Below are 17,711 nucleotides of genomic sequence, written 5' to 3' on the forward strand. Positions count from 1 at the left end.
AGCTCAGTCAGTTCGAGATACTCCTGCACGACTTTGTATTCCCACCTTTTGTCGCCGTATTTTAGCGTTTTACGAAAAAATATACAAAAAAATTGGATATGATTGCAACAAATTTCCCTAATCTGCAGTCTGTAATGGTGAAATTTTCCTCAAAAAGCAGGAAGGAGGACATATGGTGTTATCTTGGTATGTCATCATTCCCATTCTTTTCGTAATGGCAGTCGCTATGTATACCGACCTACGCCGCCGTCTCATTTATGACTGGCTGACGCTTCCGGGAATTGTGTATTTTCTCGTTCTGCATGCGTACCTTCATCCAGAGAAATGGCTGACTTATGCGATAGGAGTTATTGTGCTGGGAGGAATTTCATTAGTCATGGCGGTGATCAGCAACGGTCAGATGGGCGGAGGGGATATTAAGCTGCTCGCTTTGGTCGGTGCAGCGGTTGGATGGCAAGCGGGGTTGGTCGTGCTCATGCTTACGTATTTGCTTGCGGGAGTCAGCGTGCTTCCCATGTGGGCCATCGCCAAAATGACAGGAAAGATGAAGCTCGTGCGAGAGATCCCGTTGGCCCCATTTATTGCGGGTGGGACCAGTCTCTTGCTGGTCATAGTTATGTATTCCTAGTGTCTTTCTCATGAGTTTTCTTATTCCCAATATTGGCAATAAAACGACAAAGAATAAACATGAATGGATTTTTCGAAAAAGAGAGGGAATCTTCTGATGTTGGAATCAAAACGTAGGGCAATCATTTTCCTTGTATTATCGTTCCTACTTGCTGCACTTGCGGGCTTTCTGTTTCTGCAAAAAATCAAGGATTTGAATGCGCAACTGGGCGAAATGGTGGAAATATACGAAGCAAATGCAGATATTCCATCTCGGGCACTAATTCAACCCGACCAATTGACGGTAAGGGAAATCCCCAAAAAGTACGCGGATGATTCGTACGTCATCGATAAAGCGAGTTTGAAGAATCAAGTCACGATCGTTCCCTTGTCAAAGGGAGACATCATCACGAAAAACATCATGAAGCCGGCCAATGTTGTACGGGATCAGAACAACAGGCTCGTGACAGTGTTTTCATCGAGCAATGTCGTCTTCGATCAGGAGCTGGAAGCGCTAGATCGGGTGGACATCATCATCTCGCATGAGGTGAACGGGAAGCCGGTGACAGAAGTGTTCATGAAAGACGTTCCAGTCGCCATGGTGGCCAAATCGGAGAACAGCTTCAAAGGGGTAGCTCTCGAGCTGCCGTTCGAGGAAGCGCCGAAATTCATTCACCAGCAGCATTACGCCCAGATGGTTCGCATTTTGAAAGCGAATGTGGGCAAAGGAGACTTGGGGATTCCCGATCCGTTTGTGGAACCCACGCCGGAACAGACCAAACCGCCTGGCAAACCTGCTGAAGCGAAGCCTGCGACACCGCCTGTTACACCACCACCAACAGCAGGGCAGCCGGCAGTTCAGACACCACCGACAGTTCCGGCCCAGCCTCCAACGAAACCAACTTCGGTACCACTGCAGCCAACTAATCAACCACCGAAAACCGGAGGGTAAGTCATGAACAAAGATATGAAGATTCTCGTCGTTGCGGATTACGAATCTGTAAAAGACATGCTGAGGGACATTTTGACTCCGTTTGAGCAAGTGCGCTACACGACTTCCATCGAAGTGAAAAAGGAAATTGACCGGATTGGACCCGATGTTGTTTTGCTTGTTCAGCCGGAAGACGGGGCAGGAGTAGAGCTGGTGCAGTACATACAAGGCGAGCTCCCGGAGGGCATCCTTATTTATCTCACGGAAAAACAGGACTTTGTCCTGCTGCGAGATGTCGTCCGCGCGGGTGCGGTGGAATACATCGTGATGCCTGATGAGCTCAACCTGTTGTCCGATCGTCTCGACAAAATATCAGATTTATCCTCGATCAAACAGCGAAAAAAGGGCACGGATGCATCCGGCAAAGCTTTCGTGCGAGGACGGGGAAAGGTGTACTCCTTTTACAGTGGAAAAGGGGGAAGCGGACGCACCCAGCTGGCAACGGGTTTTGCACAAGCGTTGAAGCTGGAATCGACAGCCAGTGTGCTGCTCATCGATCTCAATCTCCAATACGGTGGAATCGAAACCTTCTTGTCCTTTGACAACAACCGTACATTGGGCGATCTCATGCCGGTTATGGACGAAATCAATGAATTTCATATTCGCAATGTGGCCCAAAGAGAGAATCATTCCAAGCTGGAGGTGCTGGTCAGCCCGCGTGATGCCGAGACAGCGGAAAATATATCCGAGGCATTTGTCACCAGGTTAATCCGCGCTAGCCGCCGCAGCTATGACTTTGTGATTATCGACCTGCCCACGCATATGAACGAGCTTACTTTTGCTGCTTTGTCAGAGTCAGACATGATTTATTACGTGATGAATCTGGACACACCGTCCGTTCAAATTTACCGACTCGTGGAAGATTTGTTCCAACGTCTGCGAATTGATACCGCGGGCAGGCTCGAAGTGGTCGTCAACCAAGTGGGAAGGGATAACGAACTGAATGTGTCTGATTTGAAAGGATTATTCACCGCACCCATTACTGCTGAGATCAGCAGAGATCATCAAGGCGTGCAAGCGGCTGTCAATCAAGGCCGACCGTTGCAAAAGGAAGCGAATGAGAAGAAGCTCTCCCCGGCTGCGAAAGATATCCGAAAATGGGTACTCAAGAAACTGTCATAACGAGCAAGTTCAAAAAGGTGGGAGTTAGATGGCTTTATTCCGACGAAAGCAAGATCAGACAGCGCAAGGGGATGAGGCAAAGCAGACCACACTCGCCGCTACATTAGCAGCTCCTTCCTTCAATCCGTATATCGACGAGCTGGCTGAGCACTACAAGACCCGACTCTTGCGGGAAACCAATCTGGAGAGATTGACCAGCCTTCGTTCAGATGAGATGCGACTCGCAATTGAACGTCTCGTCTCCCAATACATGTCGGAAGAGAAAGTAGTCATTCCGCGAAATGAAAAGGATATCCTGCTGACTCGTTTGATCAATGAATCGGTGGGGCTTGGCCCGCTGGAACCGCTGCTTGCCGATCCGGAAATCACGGAAATCTCGATTAACGGACACAACCTGGTATACATCGAGAAACGAGGAAGGCTGGAATTAACCGATTTAAAATTTCGTGACGAGGAACACTTGCGGCATATCGTGGACCGGATTGTGGCACCGCTTGGCCGACGAATCGATGAAAGCTCGCCGATGGTTGACGCCCGTCTGAAGGATGGAAGCCGTGTGAATGCCGTCATCCCTCCGATCAGTCTCAATGGCACACTCGTTTCGATCCGCAAATTTCGCAAAGAGCCTTTCTTGATGGATGATCTGATGCAATTTGGTTCTTTCAGTGCAGCGATGTCTCAGTTCATTCAAGCCGTGGTGGAAGCCAAAATGAACGTGCTGATCTCCGGCGGGACCGGTAGTGGTAAGACAACGCTGCTGAATGCGACAGCAAAAGCGATTCCGCACTACGAACGTGTCATAACCATTGAGGATTCGGCCGAGTTGAAGCTGACTCACCCCAACTGTATTGGGATGGAGGCACGCCCGCCCAATATGGAGGGAACAGGGGAAGTCACCATCCGTCAGCTCGTGCGAAACTCCCTGCGGATGAGGCCAGACCGAATCATCGTCGGGGAGGTAAGGGGACCAGAGGCATTCGACATGCTGCAGGCCATGAATACCGGGCATGAAGGATCACTTACCACTGTCCACGCCAACTCACCACAGGATGCGTTTAACCGTTTGGAAGGGATGGTCGTTATGGCCGGGATGGATTTGCCCTCCACGATTGTCCGTGAATATATCGTCAGTGCGCTGGATATCATCGTGCAGGTCACACGCCTGTCAGATGGAACACGTAAAATCGTTTCGATTTCGGAAGTAGCGAAAACGGAAGACAAACGGGTGGAGGTCAACGAGATTTTTCGTTTCCAGCGGAAGGGGATTGGCGGGAAAGGGGAAGTGCTTGGCTACTTTACGGCAACGGGGGTAATCCCGCGGTGCTTGGAGAGGCTCCAAGTTTTTGGAATCAATCTGGATGAATCCATATTCAAGGCGGAAGGAGGGAAGCAGCGTGACCATGCCTATTCTGTTTAGTCTCGCGGTGTTGTTTGGCATCTGGGGGATCTACGAGTATCTCGGTTATCGGGTTAAGAAGACCGAATGGAAAAAGAAAGCGGAAGAATGGTTCGAGGTAAAGGGAAAACGAAAAAGCGTCGTCATCGTTTGGGGAGATAAATTTGACCAGACGCCCTATGCCAAGGAAATCCAAAAAAAGCTGATCAAAGCGAACTTCCCGCTTGCGCCCTCGGAGTTTTACGGAATTTTGATCGTAGGTACCATGGTGCTTGCCTTCTTGCTCAGTAACGTCGTGAATATTTCTTTTCCTTTTAACTTCATGATCGGGGCAGTGGTGATGTATCTCATACAGAACGTGCTGTTCTTCGTCCGGCGCAACAAGTACCAGGAGCGATTGAATGAACAGCTGTCCGAAGTGTGTCGCCTTTTAGCCAACTCGCTGCGTGCAGGTCTTACGCTCTCGCAGGGGATCTCACTGGTAGCCAAGGAGATGAATTATCCCGCTGGTGATGAGTTTAGCCGCATGGCACGTGAGCTGCAGCTAGGCGTCAGCTTTGACCGGGCGCTCTCTGACATGGAAAAACGAATACCGACGCGAGAATTCCGTATCTTTACTGCTACCCTGCTGATACAACGGCGCGCAGGGGGGAATTTGAGCCAGGTGCTGCAAGAAATGGCGGAGACATTGGAGGATCGCCGCATCGTGAATCAGGAAATCAAGACGATGACGGCAGAACAGCGATACGTCTCTATCTTGGTGCCGATCATGCCAGTTGCCCTGGTGCTGATGATGAACACGATGAACAAAGGCTTCATTGATCCGTTGTTTTCCGGATTTGGTCTTTTTCTTCTGGGGTTGTTTGTAATCGGAACTCTCCTGTCCTATATCCTCGTAAAGAAAGTGACCAACATAAAGGTGTGAAAACATGGATGCTCTCATAATTACTTGCGTGTTCTTGTTTCTTTTGCTGTTTGCCATCTGCCTAAAAGAGTGGTATCGCTACTCCATCGAGAAGCAAAAGCTGCTCGCACATGTCCATGAGATGAGCGGGCACAAAAACTACGGCGTGCGCAAGCAGGAAACCTCATCCGAGCGTCTGGTCAAACGATTGCTTCGGTATGGAGACGACTATGCTGTCATGGGACAGCGCATCAACTTTTTTAGTGAGTCGCATGAGGTTGAGGATTGGTTGCTCAAGGCTGGACGGCCACTAGATTTGACCGTGGCCCAATTTCAAGGGGTCAAAATTTTCATGGCTCTGCTCGGCATTATTGCTGGCACGCTGTTTTTCATTCTTCGCTTTCCTTTCTCGCATTTAGGATTGATCGCCTGGCCGTTGATTGGCTACTTTTTGCCCATCCTTTTGTTGAAGAAAAAAGCGCGCGATCGTCAACATCAGCTTCGCTATGACCTGCCTGAATTTCTCGACACCGTAAGCGTGACACTTCAGGCGGGGGTGAGTCTCGATCAGGCTTTGCGCGAAGTCATCAAGTTTTTTGATGGGCCGATTCGGGAAGAGTTTTCCCGATTCAATCAAGAGCTGGATCTCGGTGTGCAAAGGGAAAAGGCGTATGAACAATTGCTACGACGCAACGACAATCCGGAGTTTCAAATGCTGATCAAAGCGCTCATTCAGGGGATGCGCCTGGGGGTGCCGATTGCCGTCACGTTCAAGGCGCAGGCGGAAAATATGAGGAGAATCCGCAAAGAGCTAATCAAGGAAAAGGCGGCCAAGGCGTCGCCAAAAGTAACCCTGATCACTACGTTTATCGTGACTCCTACAGCGATTATCCTAATTGGCGGTTTGATGGTATTGAATATTTTGGATAACTTCAGTTTGTTCTCCGATATCATGCCATGATCCAGGGGTTCACTTTTAGGAGGTGATGCCCGTCAGCGAGATGGGAGTGTACAGTTCTTTATTTTTTCATTATCCAAATCATGAAGGGAGTAGATTTTATATGAAAAGCATGATGCTGAAATGGTATGTAAAAAGTCAGGGAGCTCTTAGAAACGAAAAAGGAGCACAGGCGATTGAGTGGATCGCGTTGGCAGGTGTAGTCATCGCTGTGTTTGGTGCGGTGATGGCCTACTTTGATAAGGACCCCACACTCGTTGGAGAATCCATTGGGGATACATTGAGCAATATCATCAAAAAATTAGACGGAAATTAATCAATCATTGAATGCTTTTTTGGTGATGAGCATATGGAAAAGAGGTGGTGAAGGAATGGTCCTTCACCACCTGAACCATATGACGCTTCATACATAGCAAGACGAAATCAAGCAGGAGGTAGCACTTTGATGAGACTCGTGAAGGGAATAATTGCAGTGATCCTCCTGTTGAGCCTGTTAACGGCGTGTTCGCAGGAGCCGGATACATCTCAGAACGCAGAGGGGCAAAATCCTTCTGCTCCACCAAGCACGGAAACACCGCCTACGCAAAGCCAACCGCCAGACCAAACAGGAGACCCAAACGCCGAGATGACGCAAGAAGAAAAGGTAAAAGCGTTGGAGGCCATGGCACAGGAAGGAATGCCGTTAAAGCGGGAAACGACAGAGGACTTCGTCAATTCGCCACCAGGACGTTTTTCCGGGGTTTCGTATGACAACAACAGGGAAGAAGTGTTGCCTGAACTGAAAAAGTTCCCTGCTGTTGAAAACCCGGACGAAGAAATGATGAACAAGTACTACCTTGCTTTGTTAGGGTTGTTTGCCCAGAGCTACCCCGATCCACAACAGATAATAGACGAACTGAAAATGGCCTCATTTGGGAATCCGGACATCGATGATCCGCGGTTCAAGTTTAAAGAAAGCTACAATGTTGAAATTATCTTGGATGCGAGTGGTAGCATGGCGGCAAAATCGAACGGCAAGACGAGGATGGATGCTGCCAAAGAAGCGATTCAAGCCTTTGCTGAATCTTTGCCGGAACAGGCGAATGTCGCTCTGCGCGTATACGGGCACAAGGGCAGCGGGAAAGAGTCGGATAAAACACTGTCTTGCGGAAGCAGTGAGCTGGTGTACGGGATGCAGACTTATAACAAAGAAAAACTGACGCAATCTTTAAATCAGTTCCAACCTACCGGATATACTCCGATTGCTTACTCTTTGCAGGAAGCAAAAAAGGATTTAAGCAAATTGCCTGGGGATAAGAACACCAATATGATCTTCCTCGTCAGTGACGGAATCGAGACGTGCGATGGTGACCCTGTCGAAGCTGCCAAACAGTTGGCCCAATCCGAGATTACGCCGATTATTAACGTGATTGGATTTGGTGTAGACGGTCCGGGGCAGCAGCAGTTGAAAGAAGTGGCAAAGGCAGCGGGAGGCCGCTATGTTCTGATTCAAGATCAGAAGGAGCTGCAGGACGAATTCAATCGTGGGAAAGAAATCGCGAACAAGTGGAAAGAGTGGAAAGCCAATGCATCCTACCAAGCCGTATCCACTCGCAGTTCCCGATCGATTGACATCAGTCACTTTGCTTTGAAATGGAGTCGTATCGCCAAACGGGAAAATCATGATCTAACATCTGCAATCATGACTATGGATGCAAGCAACATCATTTCCGATGAGTTCGCCGATCAACTGCGGAAGTTGAACGATGAGCAGCTGGAAATTGCACAGAAAAAGGCAGATGAGCTGGAGCAATTCCTGGATACCTTGAACGAGAAGTCCTATAAGGAAGCCGTGGATGCGATCAACCAGAAGTTTGCACAAAACACGAAAACAAACTAGAGACGAAATCTCCAAAAGGAGGTTTGTGAAGTGAGGAAATGGGTAAGAAGCCCAATGGCAGCGGCTACTTTCGCTGTTCTGATTCTTTTGATGAATCTGTTTCCGCTGGTGGGCTTGGCGGCTTCCATGCAGTATCAAGGGCTGCAATACGAGGCCCCGAAGTGGGATCAACCGAACCTGGAGTCTCCGCAATGGGAGCACAACCCACAAACGCCTCAGTGGGAAAAAATAAACCCGCAGACTCCTGATTGGGAAAAGCTGAACCCACAGGCGCCGAACTGGGATTGGACGAATCCGCAAGCACCAAATTGGGATCAGATAAATCCACAAGCACCCGATTTTCAGGGGCCAAACGTCAATTACTCGAACCCGCAAGCGCCAAAAGCAACCGTACCTGCACCGAATCTACAGATGCCTTCTTCTCAGCACCCCGGCATCGATCCAGATAGCTCGAAACCGATGACGGAGACGCTGGAATACGGTGCAGTCAAATGGACGTTCAAGGACGTCATGGGCGGTACGCTGGCATATAGCGCTGATTTGCTTATGAATGGCGAAGTAGACATGGCAGCGGGACTTCGTGGCAAAGGCATGTTCTTGGGAGATCTGGCGATAAAAGGCCTTGATCTTGCCTTCAAGAATACGCCGTATGTAAACACCGTAACTGGCTTGGGTGTCGATTCACTCGACGGGATGAGCGCGTGGGGCAACTATCAATTTGTGTTGGCACAATTACCGAATAACAGTTTTCGCGATATTTTCCAAGGTGGTCAGCTGACGAATTCGGCAAATCCGTCCGGCGTCAGAATGCCGGGAATCGTGAAAGGTTTAAATGTGGGTGTAGCAGCGATCAGCCTTCCATTTGACATCATGGATACGGTCGGAACCTTTGGCATGGCGTTCGATTCGAGCCAGAATGAAGCCACGCAAAATGAGAAATTTGTGGATGGCGTCGGTAACTTCGGCAGTGTGCTGATGGATGCAGGTGTCATTGCATCCGTCATACCAGGCGGGCAGGCGGTAGGTGGTGTCCTTGTTGTCACTGGTGCGGTTTTGTGGGGATTGAGCAAACTCGTGAAGTACGCTGACAAGCTAGCTGGAGGAGCGATTACCCGTGGAATCCGGGATGGGGTCGGAAAAGCTGTTGGCTGGGTGAAATCCTTATTTGCGTAACGGAGGTCCTTGCTTATGAAAGTCGTGAATACACCACAGGTTCAGGCTCAAATCGAGCGGAATAAGCGTTTTTTAGAGAGGACAGAGCTGTATAACTACCCAGCCTACGTAAACGGACAATATTACTACCATGTAGCGTACTGGAAATGGGGGAAAAAAGACGCTGTCGGGTACCTGGTGCTGCGACCGGATGGTGAAGTAGTTCGCCGCCATGAAGCAGAGCCTGTCGTAAAGCTGTTTTTGGTGCATGCACATGCGGGGCGCAAGATTAAGAACAATCTGGCCATGGATAAAGAGAAGCCGATCGAGATGTATGAGCAAAAATACCAGTATCTAAGGGAGCTTTTGCCCAGCTACCAGGATAAGATGGACACGGTGCTTCGGCAAGATGCAGAGAAGCTGATCGACGTTTGCATAACCATGATGGAAAGCCGGGACCAGCTGCGTGCCATTTATACTCGAGGGATGGATCTGCTCAATCAATTTTTCGCGCGCAACTACGTCATCGCTGGAGAAGAAGCAGCATTGCGGGATGTTTTGTTTGAATCCGACTACATTTTGTATGATCGCATTCGCAAACAGGTGCTGATCAAAGACTCGGTGGATCGGCTTTACCAGCTTTTCCAGTCCAATCGAGTAGAACTGGATCGGGTACAGGAGCAGAAACGAAAAAAGCTGAGCGACTTACTCTCCGTTTACAAAGACAAAACACTGCGAAATATTGCCGATGAATCCGTGAAAGGCTTTGAGACGCATACGACAGGGAAACATGAGTCTTTCCATTCGGTTGAACAGTTGCGGGAGGCCCACGAGAAGCTTAATATGACCATCTTGGAAAACGGGCTGATGGATAAACTGCGAAACCCATAACAGGAAAGGTGAGAGAAACCCATATGCATCCCTTCAAAGAAAGCATTCGTTTTTATGCACGGAACATCGAATCTTTGCTACTCTTGTCCGCTGTGCTCGTGGTTCCATTTTTTATCATCCACAATTTTACGCTGAACTACCTGAATTTGATTGCGGCGATCACGGGCGCCAAATTCGTCGCAAGCTTTTTCAATCTGTTTTTACTGCTTCTGTTTTTGCTGATCCTCCAGATTCCTTTTGCCCAGTATGTTCAAAGTGATCTGGACGGCGATGAGCGTCCGATTCGTAAGGCATTTCGGACTTTTTTTGAACACAGCTTTTCCGTATTCGTATTTGGGGTCGTGTTTAGCTTTCTTGTCTCTATAGGAATGATGATGTTCATGATACCTGGGTTGATTCTGATGGTCTTGTTCTATTTGACGCCGTTTTTTGTGGTGCTGAAAAAACAATCGGCATGGCGCTCTTGGCGAGCTGCCATGGAAATGGGCAAAAAGCATTTTTTCCAAATCTTTGGCCTGTTGCTACTGGTGAGCGTGGTGGAATGGCTAATCAGTATGGCGGGCTTGTTCCTTGTTACGTCTATTACGGCGACCTTCGGGGCGGTTATGTTTATTGAGTTGTTGCTCAATGTGATTGTTCTTCCGTTTTTTGCGGTCATGTTCATGATGTACGTCAATAAATGGAAGGACGAGGCGGCAAGAGCGGAAGCAACTGTGGCAGGGGGATTGCTGCTCGATGAAAGGTAGCTTGCAAATAAGTTCGAGAGGAGATGAGCGAAGAATGCGCCTGAAGAAGATCGTTTCCAATGAAAAGGGCTCGGTCACCATAGAGTTTATCGCCATACTGCCGTTCGTCTTTCTGATCATGCTGATTTGCTGGCAGTTTCTTGTGGGCGTCTACGGTGTAATTATCTCTCAGTCGGCGGCAAATGAGGCGGCGAAGGTGTACGCCATAACGGGGAACTCGGGTGAAGCCATGCAAGCTGCGAAGAACGTGGTGGATGCTGCTGGAGGCTACATCTCCTACAATGGAGGCGGTATCACATGGGATGGCAGCGGATATTTTACTGCCAAGGTCGGCGTGCAGATGGAGCTGGGGTTTCTTCCTGACTGGCTTTCTATCAAAAAGGAAGACCGATATATCTCTTTTGATCGGGAAATGAAGAGCAGGGTGATGAACTAGATGATACGTATACTGCGTCACTTGCAAAATGAGCGTGGAAATATGACGATCTTCACCCTGACGATTTACTGGTTTATGTTCATGCTGGTGTTTGTTGCGCTTTTCAACTTTTCGACCGTTTTTGTAGACAAGGAGCAGGCGTCGAACAGTGCGCAGCAGGCGAGTATTGCGGCGGTGAAGGATATTTATGAAGAGATGGAGTGGGCTATTGAAATACATGATGCGTCACCCCAGCGGTATTATGACCAAAATTATCTCACGCTCAAACTAGGAGCTGCCAAGAGCCAGATGAGAGCATCGCACGCCGATTGGTCTCAAAGTGAAATTGAATATGGCGCGATTGACTTGGTATTGAGCAACGAATTGCCAAGCAATGTTGAGTTGCAGACTTATGTCTACGCTGGCTTGCAAACGGCAACAGCAAAAATTACTGGGGTGGTTGCCAAAGTGCTATCAGACAACAATGCAACGCTCAGTGGCTCGTCCGTCCAATTGTTCAACAGTGACAATCGGATTGAAGTAACAACTTCTGTAAAGTACGAATCGGAATCGATGGGCTTTGACTTCATTCCTGCCTATTCCGAGCAAATCTACCAGACAGGGGAAAGCAGACGGATCGGTTTTATTGATGAAGTAAGCGGATGGGCGAATCTGCGTATCCCTATGTAGGAACGGCGAGCATTGGAGGAAATGGCATGACAAGCAAGCTACAAAAAATGCAGCGATTCTGGAATGTAGTGACGGTGATCATCTACGGCGTTTTCCTGCCGATGTCCTGTCTGTTCATGGCGTTGGGGGAAAAACTCCCGTATGCGCTGCTCTTTTTTATGTTTGCCCTTCCGTATATTGAACAGGCTGGCATGGAACATTTGCGTCGAAAAGAAATGAGTCGGTGATGATCAAGTGAACGAGAAGGAAGGTGTAAGCCATGTCCAGACAGGAACGAAGCTGGCAGCGCTTTTGGCGATACATGATGATTTACTTCTACGCATTGATCGTACCAGCTACGATCATCGGCTCATTTTATCGAGAAGAGTTCCCGTTGCAGCTGCTCATCCTCGCGATCGGTATGCCTTTTATCAAAAGAAATCATCTGGCGTTCATCCGAAAGAAAAACGCGGCGATCTAATCAGCAAGGCAACAAGGCAAGGAGGATATGACCGAATGCGTAACACAAAAATGCGGATGTCGCTCTTGTTCAACAGTATCTTGATCATGCTTCTGCTTACCGGCTGTTCACTGGGCGCAATCGGAGCGGGTACAGGGATTGGGCAAAATCAAGGACCGCAGACGACACAGGAATTGATTGCTTCACAGCCTGGACCGCTTGCTGGCACACAATTTTTCCACGCAGCTTATCCGTATCGAACGGAGATCATACAGATTTTGGATAAAATGCCTACCGTGGTCGACGGGATGAATGATGCTTACTTGGATTTGTACTGGAATCAACTGCTCACCCTGTTCGCGGAGGATTACCTCAGTCCCCAGATGGTTGTGGACCGCTGGAGAATGGCTTCGTATGGGAGTCCAGATATCGAGGACGCCCGTTTTCAGTTTCGGGAAAATTTCAACGTAGAAATCATTCTGGATGCGAGCGGCAGCATGGCCGGGAAAATTGGGGACAAAACGAAAATGCAGCTCGCCAAGGAAGCGATCCAGGAATTCGCGGAAGCACTGCCTGAAGAGGCGAGAATCTCGTTGCGCGTGTATGGTCATAAGGGGAGCAATGCTGATGAACATAAGCAGCTTTCCTGTGGCAGTAGTGAGATGGTCTATCCATTGCAAGCCTACGATGCGAAGAGACTTGAGCAAGCACTCGACATGTTTGAGCCGACGGGCTGGACATCCATTGCGCACTCCTTGCGTCTCGCCCAGGAGGATTTGGCGGGATTCGAAGCGGATAAAAACACGAATGTCATCTACCTGGTCAGTGATGGTATCGAGACTTGTGATGGAAATCCAGTGGCAGTAGCCAAGGAATTGTCCCAATCCAAAATAATGCCGTTGTTGAACGTCATCGGCTTTGACGTGAATGCAGAAGGGCAGAAGCAATTGAAAGAGATTGCCCACGCGTCAGAAGGTCTGTATGCAAATGTGACGAACCGTGAGCAGTTCAAGCAAGAGCTGGAACGTGCAAAAGAAATTGCCCAGAAGTGGGAGCAGTGGAAACGGGATGCTTTGACAGAGGCTGACGCTGTCTTGATCGACCGCAAGAAATGGGTGGATGCTTACGATCGGGATTGGTACGAGAAAAACTGGCGGGAGAGCCTGAACATCGGAATGGCGATCGAGTATTTATCTGCGAGCGGCAAGATTGGCAATGAGGCGAGGGAGTACCTTACTGGGAAAAGGCAAGAAAGAGAAGCGTTGGCTACACAGTCCAAGGAGGAGCTTACCAATTACTTGGTGAGTCTCACAACCGAGACCTATCAGGAAATGAGAGAGGAAATTGAGGATAAATACAGCGGAAACTAACAGCAATGGGTTCTCGCAACGGAGAACCCACTGTAAATGGAAAGGGTAAGGTTTAGGGTGCGTCAATCATACGTGAACGTAACGACCTGTTTCAGGCCTGGGTCCACTCCGATTGCCACGTCATTTAGGCCATCTGTGTAATAAAAGTAACGCTTGGCGTCATTGGAATGAGCGTCAGAAGCTTTCACCAATTGGAAGCTGTTTGCCACAAGCAGGTTTTTCGAGCGGATGAAATCAGATGCCGTCTTTTCCAAATCTGCTTCTGTCATCGTTTTTGTCGCTATTTCTCCGTTTATTCCAATAACGTCAATCGACAGGGAAAGGATTTGCTTTGACCTCGGTTCGATGATCGCGTGAAAGCCATGGACATCGCCGTTCACAGGCTCGCGCTTTAGTATGGCGTGAACAGGTACACCTCTGTATACCGAATTTGCTGGGTCCTCCAGCGTGATTTCCCGATCAGTCGTATCAACATCCACCTGGTAATATTGTCTAACAGCGGCGGCAGCGATCTGCCCCGCTTCTTCTTTTCCGAGCCCTTGCACTGTATCTGGTGAGCTGGAGGAGCATCCCATTAACAGAAAGACGAGAAGCACCGTGCCCAGCCATGCCAACTTTTTCATTGTGAACCCTCCAGCCATCCCAAGTAATACGTGTGTCTTCTTTTATCCTAACAGGGATCGTTTCGACTCCCTATCGATAAACCTTTCCATTACCTTACGATGTTGTAAGCTTGGAAAAAATGCAGGGAGTGACAGGACTTTGGGTGAAAAAGACGAAAGATTCCGAGTATAAGCGGTGAATGTGAAAAACGAGGGGGAGAATGGAATGAACGCCATCGAGCTGAATCAAGCACTTCAAATGTATGTGAGGACCGAGACCTTTCCTGTGGGAGTTAGCATCCAAAAAGAAGAAGCCACCCTGCCGTCAAAGGCAAAGCGACCTGTCCGTGATCTGGGTTATCCGATTACTATTTGCCAAGCTGTCGGTTTTTCCCGGCGTTATGGCTGGAGTATCGCGATGAATGGAGCCGATCTGTCCTGTCCGATCGCGCAGGTGGCTTTTGGGTATGAAGAGCAGCCGGCGTTTTATACAGAGGGTCATCTCGCCTGTGGGATGTATACAGATTCATTGGAAAATGGGGCGAAAAGCGAGCTGGATGTCCCGAAATTTTCAGCAGAAGAAAGCGGCTACTACGTATCGTTTCCGCTGGAGCGGGCACAGATTGAGCCAGATGTCGTCGTGATTTACGGCAATGCGGCACAGGTCATGCGATTGGTGGCGGGGATGCTGTACAAGCGCGGTGGATCGATTCCTTCTACCTTTTCTAGCCGGGCCGACTGTGCGGACATCGCGATCAAGCCGATCCAGACGGGACAGCCGCAAGTGATCGTACCGTGTTATGGTGATAGATTGTTTGCCCAGACACAAGATCATGAGATGGCCTTCAGCTTTCATTTTCGCGATGCCGCCGAGCTGGTGGAGGGATTAGTGGGAACGCAAAAAGGCGGAATCCGTTATCCGATCCCGTCCTTCTTGCGCTATCAAGCAGAGTTTCCGCCGACCTATCAAAAGCTTGCGGGGATGTTTGGAGAAAAAAACTAGCCCTTCAGTCGGTTGAGCTGGAGCAGGTGATGGCGATAGTGCATTTCTACCACAGCAAACCATTCCTTTGCGGTAAGCGAACCGAAGGCTGGGTGAGCCACCGTGTGATGCACAGGAATTTCGTCCAGAGTTGGTTCCAGCTCTTTCATTAGTGCGAGCACGCTGATGAGTCCATCATGCAATTGCTCCTTGCTTTCTGGTTGTGCAGGTGTGTACTCAGGAGAGGCAGGGACTTTCACGCGAACGGGAAGAAAGGAACCTTGAGCAAATATCGTCTGGCCGATCTCGGATTTTTGGGCACCTGCTTCTGTGACAGCAGGACCTCCTTGTCTACACTTCTCGACATTTCCCAGATGAAAATACCGGGCAGATTGGATCAAGTGAAGGTACATTTGACCGATCGACCATTCCTCTTCACTTGGCTTTTGCAAGAGTTGTTCCATGGTGAAGCCCTCTAATTCATGCAGATAGTGGTTTGTCACGTCTTCAAATTTGTTTACGATTTCTTTTGTATTCATGGGCGAATCAGCTCCTCTTGGTTTCTTGCTCTTATCATATTCGAACGCTACTGACAGCAGTATGTCAGTAGCGTTCGAATAATTTTTGGGCTTCTTCCCGTATTCGGCTACGCAAGGATTCAGGCGTAAGAACAACCGCATCTGCCCCTAACCCAAGTACCCAAGACAATATTTCTTCGATTTGTCTGACGCGCAATCTAACGAGAAAGCCGTCCGGATGCTCCGTAATCTCTTCGATAAAAAAATTGCCCGATTCTTTTACCCGATCAGCGATAGTTGGGCTGATGACGATCTGCACCTCCAAGTACCGATCGTCGAGAGGCTTGTAATCAGCAAAATGGAAATCGTCAGGGAGGATAAAGCGCTCTTCCAAAACGATCAGGCCGCTCATGCGGGACAGGCGGAATCGACGAATATCCTGTCGCAGATCGCAATGAGCGAGCAGTGTCCAAGAACCACGAACCAGCACGAGACCATATGGAGCAACATCACGAACTGTTTCACGATCGTCCCCCTCCCCAGGCGTGCCCCTCCGATAGCGGAACCGCACCTTCCGCTCACTAATGATCGCATCGTGGAGGAGCTGCGCATGCGCTTTTTCCTGTTCGCGCAGATTGTTTGCTTCGGGGCTTACGAGGCGAAAGGTTGAACGGATACGTCTGGCTTGTTCGCCTACATCCGCAGACAGGATCGCTTCTACTTTGCGTTGCACGGCTCTTGCACTATTTCCAAAGTTTTGGTCAAATGCTTGCTCGACCAAGTCTGCTCCGATCAAAAGTGCAACGGCTTCTTCTACCGAAAAGCTGACGGGTGGAAGAAAATACCCTTCCATTAACGAGTAGCCCTGACCCGGTGCCCCAACGATGGGGACGCCTGCTTCGCTCAATGCCTGCATATCACGATAAATCGTCCGGACGCTCGTCTCGAAAGTCGCGGCCAAATCTTCTGCGCGCAACGTACCTTTTCGCTGCAATTCCAGAACGATTGCCAACAGACGGTCTGTTTTGTTCATACTAGGCTACTGACCTCCTCTCTATCCAGCTAAGCAACTTTATAAAAATGATTGGACATCTTTAAAATTATTTTAGATTTACCCTACTTTTTATTTTAACAGTTTTCCCTATCCTAGATGTGTAAGTGAAGGAGGAAGCTGTGAATGAAAAAGAGGGTTTTTTGGCTTGTCATTTTATCGCTGTTTGGATATATCGTTTTCCGAAAAATAACAGAAGGCCCACCTAATGTTGGAGGACATATGGAAACAGTGAGCGAGGCTACAGGTGTGGAGTACCAATCGATACAAATAACAAAAGATCAAATTTATCAGGGAGACCTTCTCTTGGTCAATAAAGACTATCCGGTTCATGAGGCAGGGGTAAAAAACGATGTGATTCGGTTGTCTGAGCATGAAGAACTGTTACAAGGCTATACTTTGCTCGATCATAGACTCGAAGTGTCGGAGCGTGTAGCCAAAGTATTCTTGGAGATGGTCAAAGCTGCACAACAAGATAACGTGAGTCACTTTATCCTGAACAGCGGTTATCGAGGTAAGGAAGAACAAGAGAAGCTGTATGAAGAAATGGGGCCAGCGATCGCGATGCCAAGCGGTTATAGCGAACACAATGTAGGTTCCGCGCTGGATATTGGATCGACGCAAATGAAAATGGAGCACGCCCCTGAAGGCAAGTGGCTGGAAGATCATTCGTGGAAATACGGTTTTATTTTGCGCTACCCGAAAGATAAGGTAGCCATTACAGGAACGGTATTTGAGCCTTGGCATTTCCGATATGTCGGCTTGCCGCATAGCGCGATCATGAAGGAGAATAACTTTTCGCTGGAAGAATACTTGGACTATCTAAAAAACAAAAGAAGTATCTCCGTGACAAACGATGGGAAGATCTACGAAATTAACTACTACCCTGTCGATGAAGAGATGATGATCAAAGTACCGATTTCGAGCAACTACGAGATTTCGGGTGACAACATAGGCGGCGTGATTGTAACAAGCTACGTGAACTAAAGAAAAGGGGGA

The 17,711-nt window shown here is 48.8% G+C and carries 21 protein-coding genes; 18 read left to right on the forward strand and 3 right to left on the reverse strand.

Features of this window, described 5'->3' with window-relative positions; all coding sequences use genetic code 11:
• The first annotated feature begins 172 nt into the window (after window positions 1–172).
• The 16 genes from HP570_RS19660 (at window position 173) to HP570_RS19735 (ending at window position 13,559) form a co-directional block, all read left to right on the forward strand.
• Complete coding sequence (locus tag HP570_RS19660) at window positions 173–628, forward strand: prepilin peptidase (protein ID WP_173626832.1); 456 nt, start codon at window positions 173–175, stop codon at window positions 626–628.
• Window positions 629–724: 96 nt separating this feature from the next.
• Window positions 725–1,558: a CpaB family protein gene (locus HP570_RS19665; RefSeq protein ID WP_173626833.1), complete on the forward strand. Its 834-nt coding sequence runs from the start codon at window positions 725–727 to the stop codon at window positions 1,556–1,558.
• Window positions 1,559–1,561: 3 nt separating this feature from the next.
• A complete protein-coding gene (locus HP570_RS19670) occupies window positions 1,562–2,719 on the forward strand; it encodes a CpaE/TadZ family protein (protein WP_173626834.1) in 1,158 nt (385 codons plus the stop codon).
• Between the two features lie 28 nt (window positions 2,720–2,747).
• Window positions 2,748–4,136, forward strand: a complete 1,389-nt coding sequence (locus HP570_RS19675; RefSeq protein ID WP_173626835.1) for a TadA family conjugal transfer-associated ATPase — start codon at window positions 2,748–2,750, stop codon at window positions 4,134–4,136.
• Window positions 4,114–5,040 carry a type II secretion system F family protein gene (locus tag HP570_RS19680; RefSeq protein ID WP_173607182.1) on the forward strand — a complete coding sequence of 309 codons (927 nt, stop codon included), beginning with the start codon at window positions 4,114–4,116 and terminating at the stop codon, window positions 5,038–5,040. Before HP570_RS19675 ends, HP570_RS19680 begins: the two co-directional genes overlap by 23 nt.
• A gap of 4 nt (window positions 5,041–5,044) precedes the next feature.
• Window positions 5,045–5,980 (forward strand): type II secretion system F family protein, encoded by a 936-nt coding sequence (locus HP570_RS19685; RefSeq protein WP_087342078.1) that lies wholly within the window; start codon window positions 5,045–5,047, stop codon window positions 5,978–5,980.
• Between the two features lie 100 nt (window positions 5,981–6,080).
• On the forward strand, window positions 6,081–6,293 hold the full coding sequence (locus tag HP570_RS19690) for a Flp family type IVb pilin (RefSeq protein ID WP_041749767.1): 213 nt from the start codon (window positions 6,081–6,083) through the stop codon (window positions 6,291–6,293).
• A gap of 129 nt (window positions 6,294–6,422) precedes the next feature.
• On the forward strand, window positions 6,423–7,856 hold the full coding sequence (locus tag HP570_RS19695) for a vWA domain-containing protein (protein ID WP_173626836.1): 1,434 nt from the start codon (window positions 6,423–6,425) through the stop codon (window positions 7,854–7,856).
• 30 nt (window positions 7,857–7,886) lie between these two features.
• Window positions 7,887–9,029, forward strand: a complete 1,143-nt coding sequence (locus HP570_RS19700; RefSeq protein WP_173626837.1) for a hypothetical protein — start codon at window positions 7,887–7,889, stop codon at window positions 9,027–9,029.
• 15 nt (window positions 9,030–9,044) lie between these two features.
• Window positions 9,045–9,899, forward strand: a complete 855-nt coding sequence (locus HP570_RS19705; RefSeq protein ID WP_173626838.1) for a hypothetical protein — start codon at window positions 9,045–9,047, stop codon at window positions 9,897–9,899.
• Between the two features lie 23 nt (window positions 9,900–9,922).
• Window positions 9,923–10,645 carry a hypothetical protein gene (locus tag HP570_RS19710; RefSeq protein ID WP_173626839.1) on the forward strand — a complete coding sequence of 241 codons (723 nt, stop codon included), beginning with the start codon at window positions 9,923–9,925 and terminating at the stop codon, window positions 10,643–10,645.
• Window positions 10,646–10,679: 34 nt separating this feature from the next.
• Entirely contained in the window at window positions 10,680–11,081 is a 402-nt protein-coding gene (locus HP570_RS19715) for a TadE/TadG family type IV pilus assembly protein (protein WP_173626840.1), read from the forward strand.
• On the forward strand, window positions 11,082–11,750 hold the full coding sequence (locus HP570_RS19720) for a Tad domain-containing protein (RefSeq protein ID WP_173626841.1): 669 nt from the start codon (window positions 11,082–11,084) through the stop codon (window positions 11,748–11,750).
• Window positions 11,751–11,776: 26 nt separating this feature from the next.
• Entirely contained in the window at window positions 11,777–11,977 is a 201-nt protein-coding gene (locus HP570_RS19725) for a hypothetical protein (protein ID WP_231850549.1), read from the forward strand.
• Window positions 11,978–12,009: 32 nt separating this feature from the next.
• On the forward strand, window positions 12,010–12,210 hold the full coding sequence (locus HP570_RS19730) for a hypothetical protein (protein ID WP_016740298.1): 201 nt from the start codon (window positions 12,010–12,012) through the stop codon (window positions 12,208–12,210).
• A 35-nt stretch (window positions 12,211–12,245) separates the two neighbouring features.
• Complete coding sequence (locus HP570_RS19735) at window positions 12,246–13,559, forward strand: VWA domain-containing protein (RefSeq protein WP_173626843.1); 1,314 nt, start codon at window positions 12,246–12,248, stop codon at window positions 13,557–13,559.
• A gap of 62 nt (window positions 13,560–13,621) precedes the next feature.
• Here the strand turns inward: HP570_RS19735 and HP570_RS19740 are convergent, their stop codons facing one another.
• A complete protein-coding gene (locus HP570_RS19740) occupies window positions 13,622–14,182 on the reverse strand; it encodes a putative periplasmic lipoprotein (protein WP_173626844.1) in 561 nt (186 codons plus the stop codon).
• 205 nt (window positions 14,183–14,387) lie between these two features.
• On the opposite strand from HP570_RS19740, the gene HP570_RS19745 reads away from it, so the two are divergent.
• Entirely contained in the window at window positions 14,388–15,164 is a 777-nt protein-coding gene (locus HP570_RS19745) for a DUF169 domain-containing protein (protein ID WP_173626845.1), read from the forward strand.
• Here HP570_RS19745 and HP570_RS19750 read toward each other — a convergent pair.
• Window positions 15,161–15,682 (reverse strand): DinB family protein, encoded by a 522-nt coding sequence (locus HP570_RS19750; RefSeq protein WP_173626846.1) that lies wholly within the window; start codon window positions 15,680–15,682, stop codon window positions 15,161–15,163. The genes HP570_RS19745 and HP570_RS19750 overlap by 4 nt on opposite strands.
• A gap of 64 nt (window positions 15,683–15,746) precedes the next feature.
• Window positions 15,747–16,694: a helix-turn-helix transcriptional regulator gene (locus HP570_RS19755; RefSeq protein WP_173626847.1), complete on the reverse strand. Its 948-nt coding sequence runs from the start codon at window positions 16,692–16,694 to the stop codon at window positions 15,747–15,749.
• Between the two features lie 144 nt (window positions 16,695–16,838).
• Here HP570_RS19755 and HP570_RS19760 point away from each other — a divergent pair, with 144 nt between their 5' ends.
• Window positions 16,839–17,699, forward strand: coding sequence for a M15 family metallopeptidase (locus HP570_RS19760; RefSeq protein WP_173626848.1), 861 nt, complete (start codon window positions 16,839–16,841; stop codon window positions 17,697–17,699).
• The last annotated feature ends 12 nt before the right edge of the window (window positions 17,700–17,711 follow it).

Source organism: Brevibacillus sp. RS1.1 (assembly GCF_013284365.1).
GTDB classification, from domain to species: Bacteria; Bacillota; Bacilli; order Brevibacillales; family Brevibacillaceae; genus Brevibacillus; species Brevibacillus brevis_D.

Coding starts and splice junctions, on each gene's coding strand:
- HP570_RS19670 (WP_173626834.1), top strand. CDS start 1,562: ATGAACAAAGATATGAAGATTCTCGTCGTTGCGGATTACGAATCTGTA.
- HP570_RS19720 (WP_173626841.1), top strand. CDS start 11,082: ATGATACGTATACTGCGTCACTTGCAAAATGAGCGTGGAAATATGACG.
- HP570_RS19730 (WP_016740298.1), top strand. CDS start 12,010: ATGTCCAGACAGGAACGAAGCTGGCAGCGCTTTTGGCGATACATGATG.
- HP570_RS19725 (WP_231850549.1), top strand. CDS start 11,777: ATGACAAGCAAGCTACAAAAAATGCAGCGATTCTGGAATGTAGTGACG.
- HP570_RS19755 (WP_173626847.1), bottom strand. CDS start 16,694: ATGAACAAAACAGACCGTCTGTTGGCAATCGTTCTGGAATTGCAGCGA.
- HP570_RS19745 (WP_173626845.1), top strand. CDS start 14,388: ATGAACGCCATCGAGCTGAATCAAGCACTTCAAATGTATGTGAGGACC.
- HP570_RS19690 (WP_041749767.1), top strand. CDS start 6,081: ATGAAAAGCATGATGCTGAAATGGTATGTAAAAAGTCAGGGAGCTCTT.
- HP570_RS19710 (WP_173626839.1), top strand. CDS start 9,923: ATGCATCCCTTCAAAGAAAGCATTCGTTTTTATGCACGGAACATCGAA.
- HP570_RS19740 (WP_173626844.1), bottom strand. CDS start 14,182: ATGAAAAAGTTGGCATGGCTGGGCACGGTGCTTCTCGTCTTTCTGTTA.
- HP570_RS19715 (WP_173626840.1), top strand. CDS start 10,680: ATGCGCCTGAAGAAGATCGTTTCCAATGAAAAGGGCTCGGTCACCATA.
- HP570_RS19665 (WP_173626833.1), top strand. CDS start 725: ATGTTGGAATCAAAACGTAGGGCAATCATTTTCCTTGTATTATCGTTC.
- HP570_RS19685 (WP_087342078.1), top strand. CDS start 5,045: ATGGATGCTCTCATAATTACTTGCGTGTTCTTGTTTCTTTTGCTGTTT.
- HP570_RS19705 (WP_173626838.1), top strand. CDS start 9,045: ATGAAAGTCGTGAATACACCACAGGTTCAGGCTCAAATCGAGCGGAAT.
- HP570_RS19750 (WP_173626846.1), bottom strand. CDS start 15,682: ATGAATACAAAAGAAATCGTAAACAAATTTGAAGACGTGACAAACCAC.
- HP570_RS19735 (WP_173626843.1), top strand. CDS start 12,246: ATGCGTAACACAAAAATGCGGATGTCGCTCTTGTTCAACAGTATCTTG.
- HP570_RS19695 (WP_173626836.1), top strand. CDS start 6,423: ATGAGACTCGTGAAGGGAATAATTGCAGTGATCCTCCTGTTGAGCCTG.
- HP570_RS19660 (WP_173626832.1), top strand. CDS start 173: ATGGTGTTATCTTGGTATGTCATCATTCCCATTCTTTTCGTAATGGCA.
- HP570_RS19675 (WP_173626835.1), top strand. CDS start 2,748: ATGGCTTTATTCCGACGAAAGCAAGATCAGACAGCGCAAGGGGATGAG.
- HP570_RS19760 (WP_173626848.1), top strand. CDS start 16,839: ATGAAAAAGAGGGTTTTTTGGCTTGTCATTTTATCGCTGTTTGGATAT.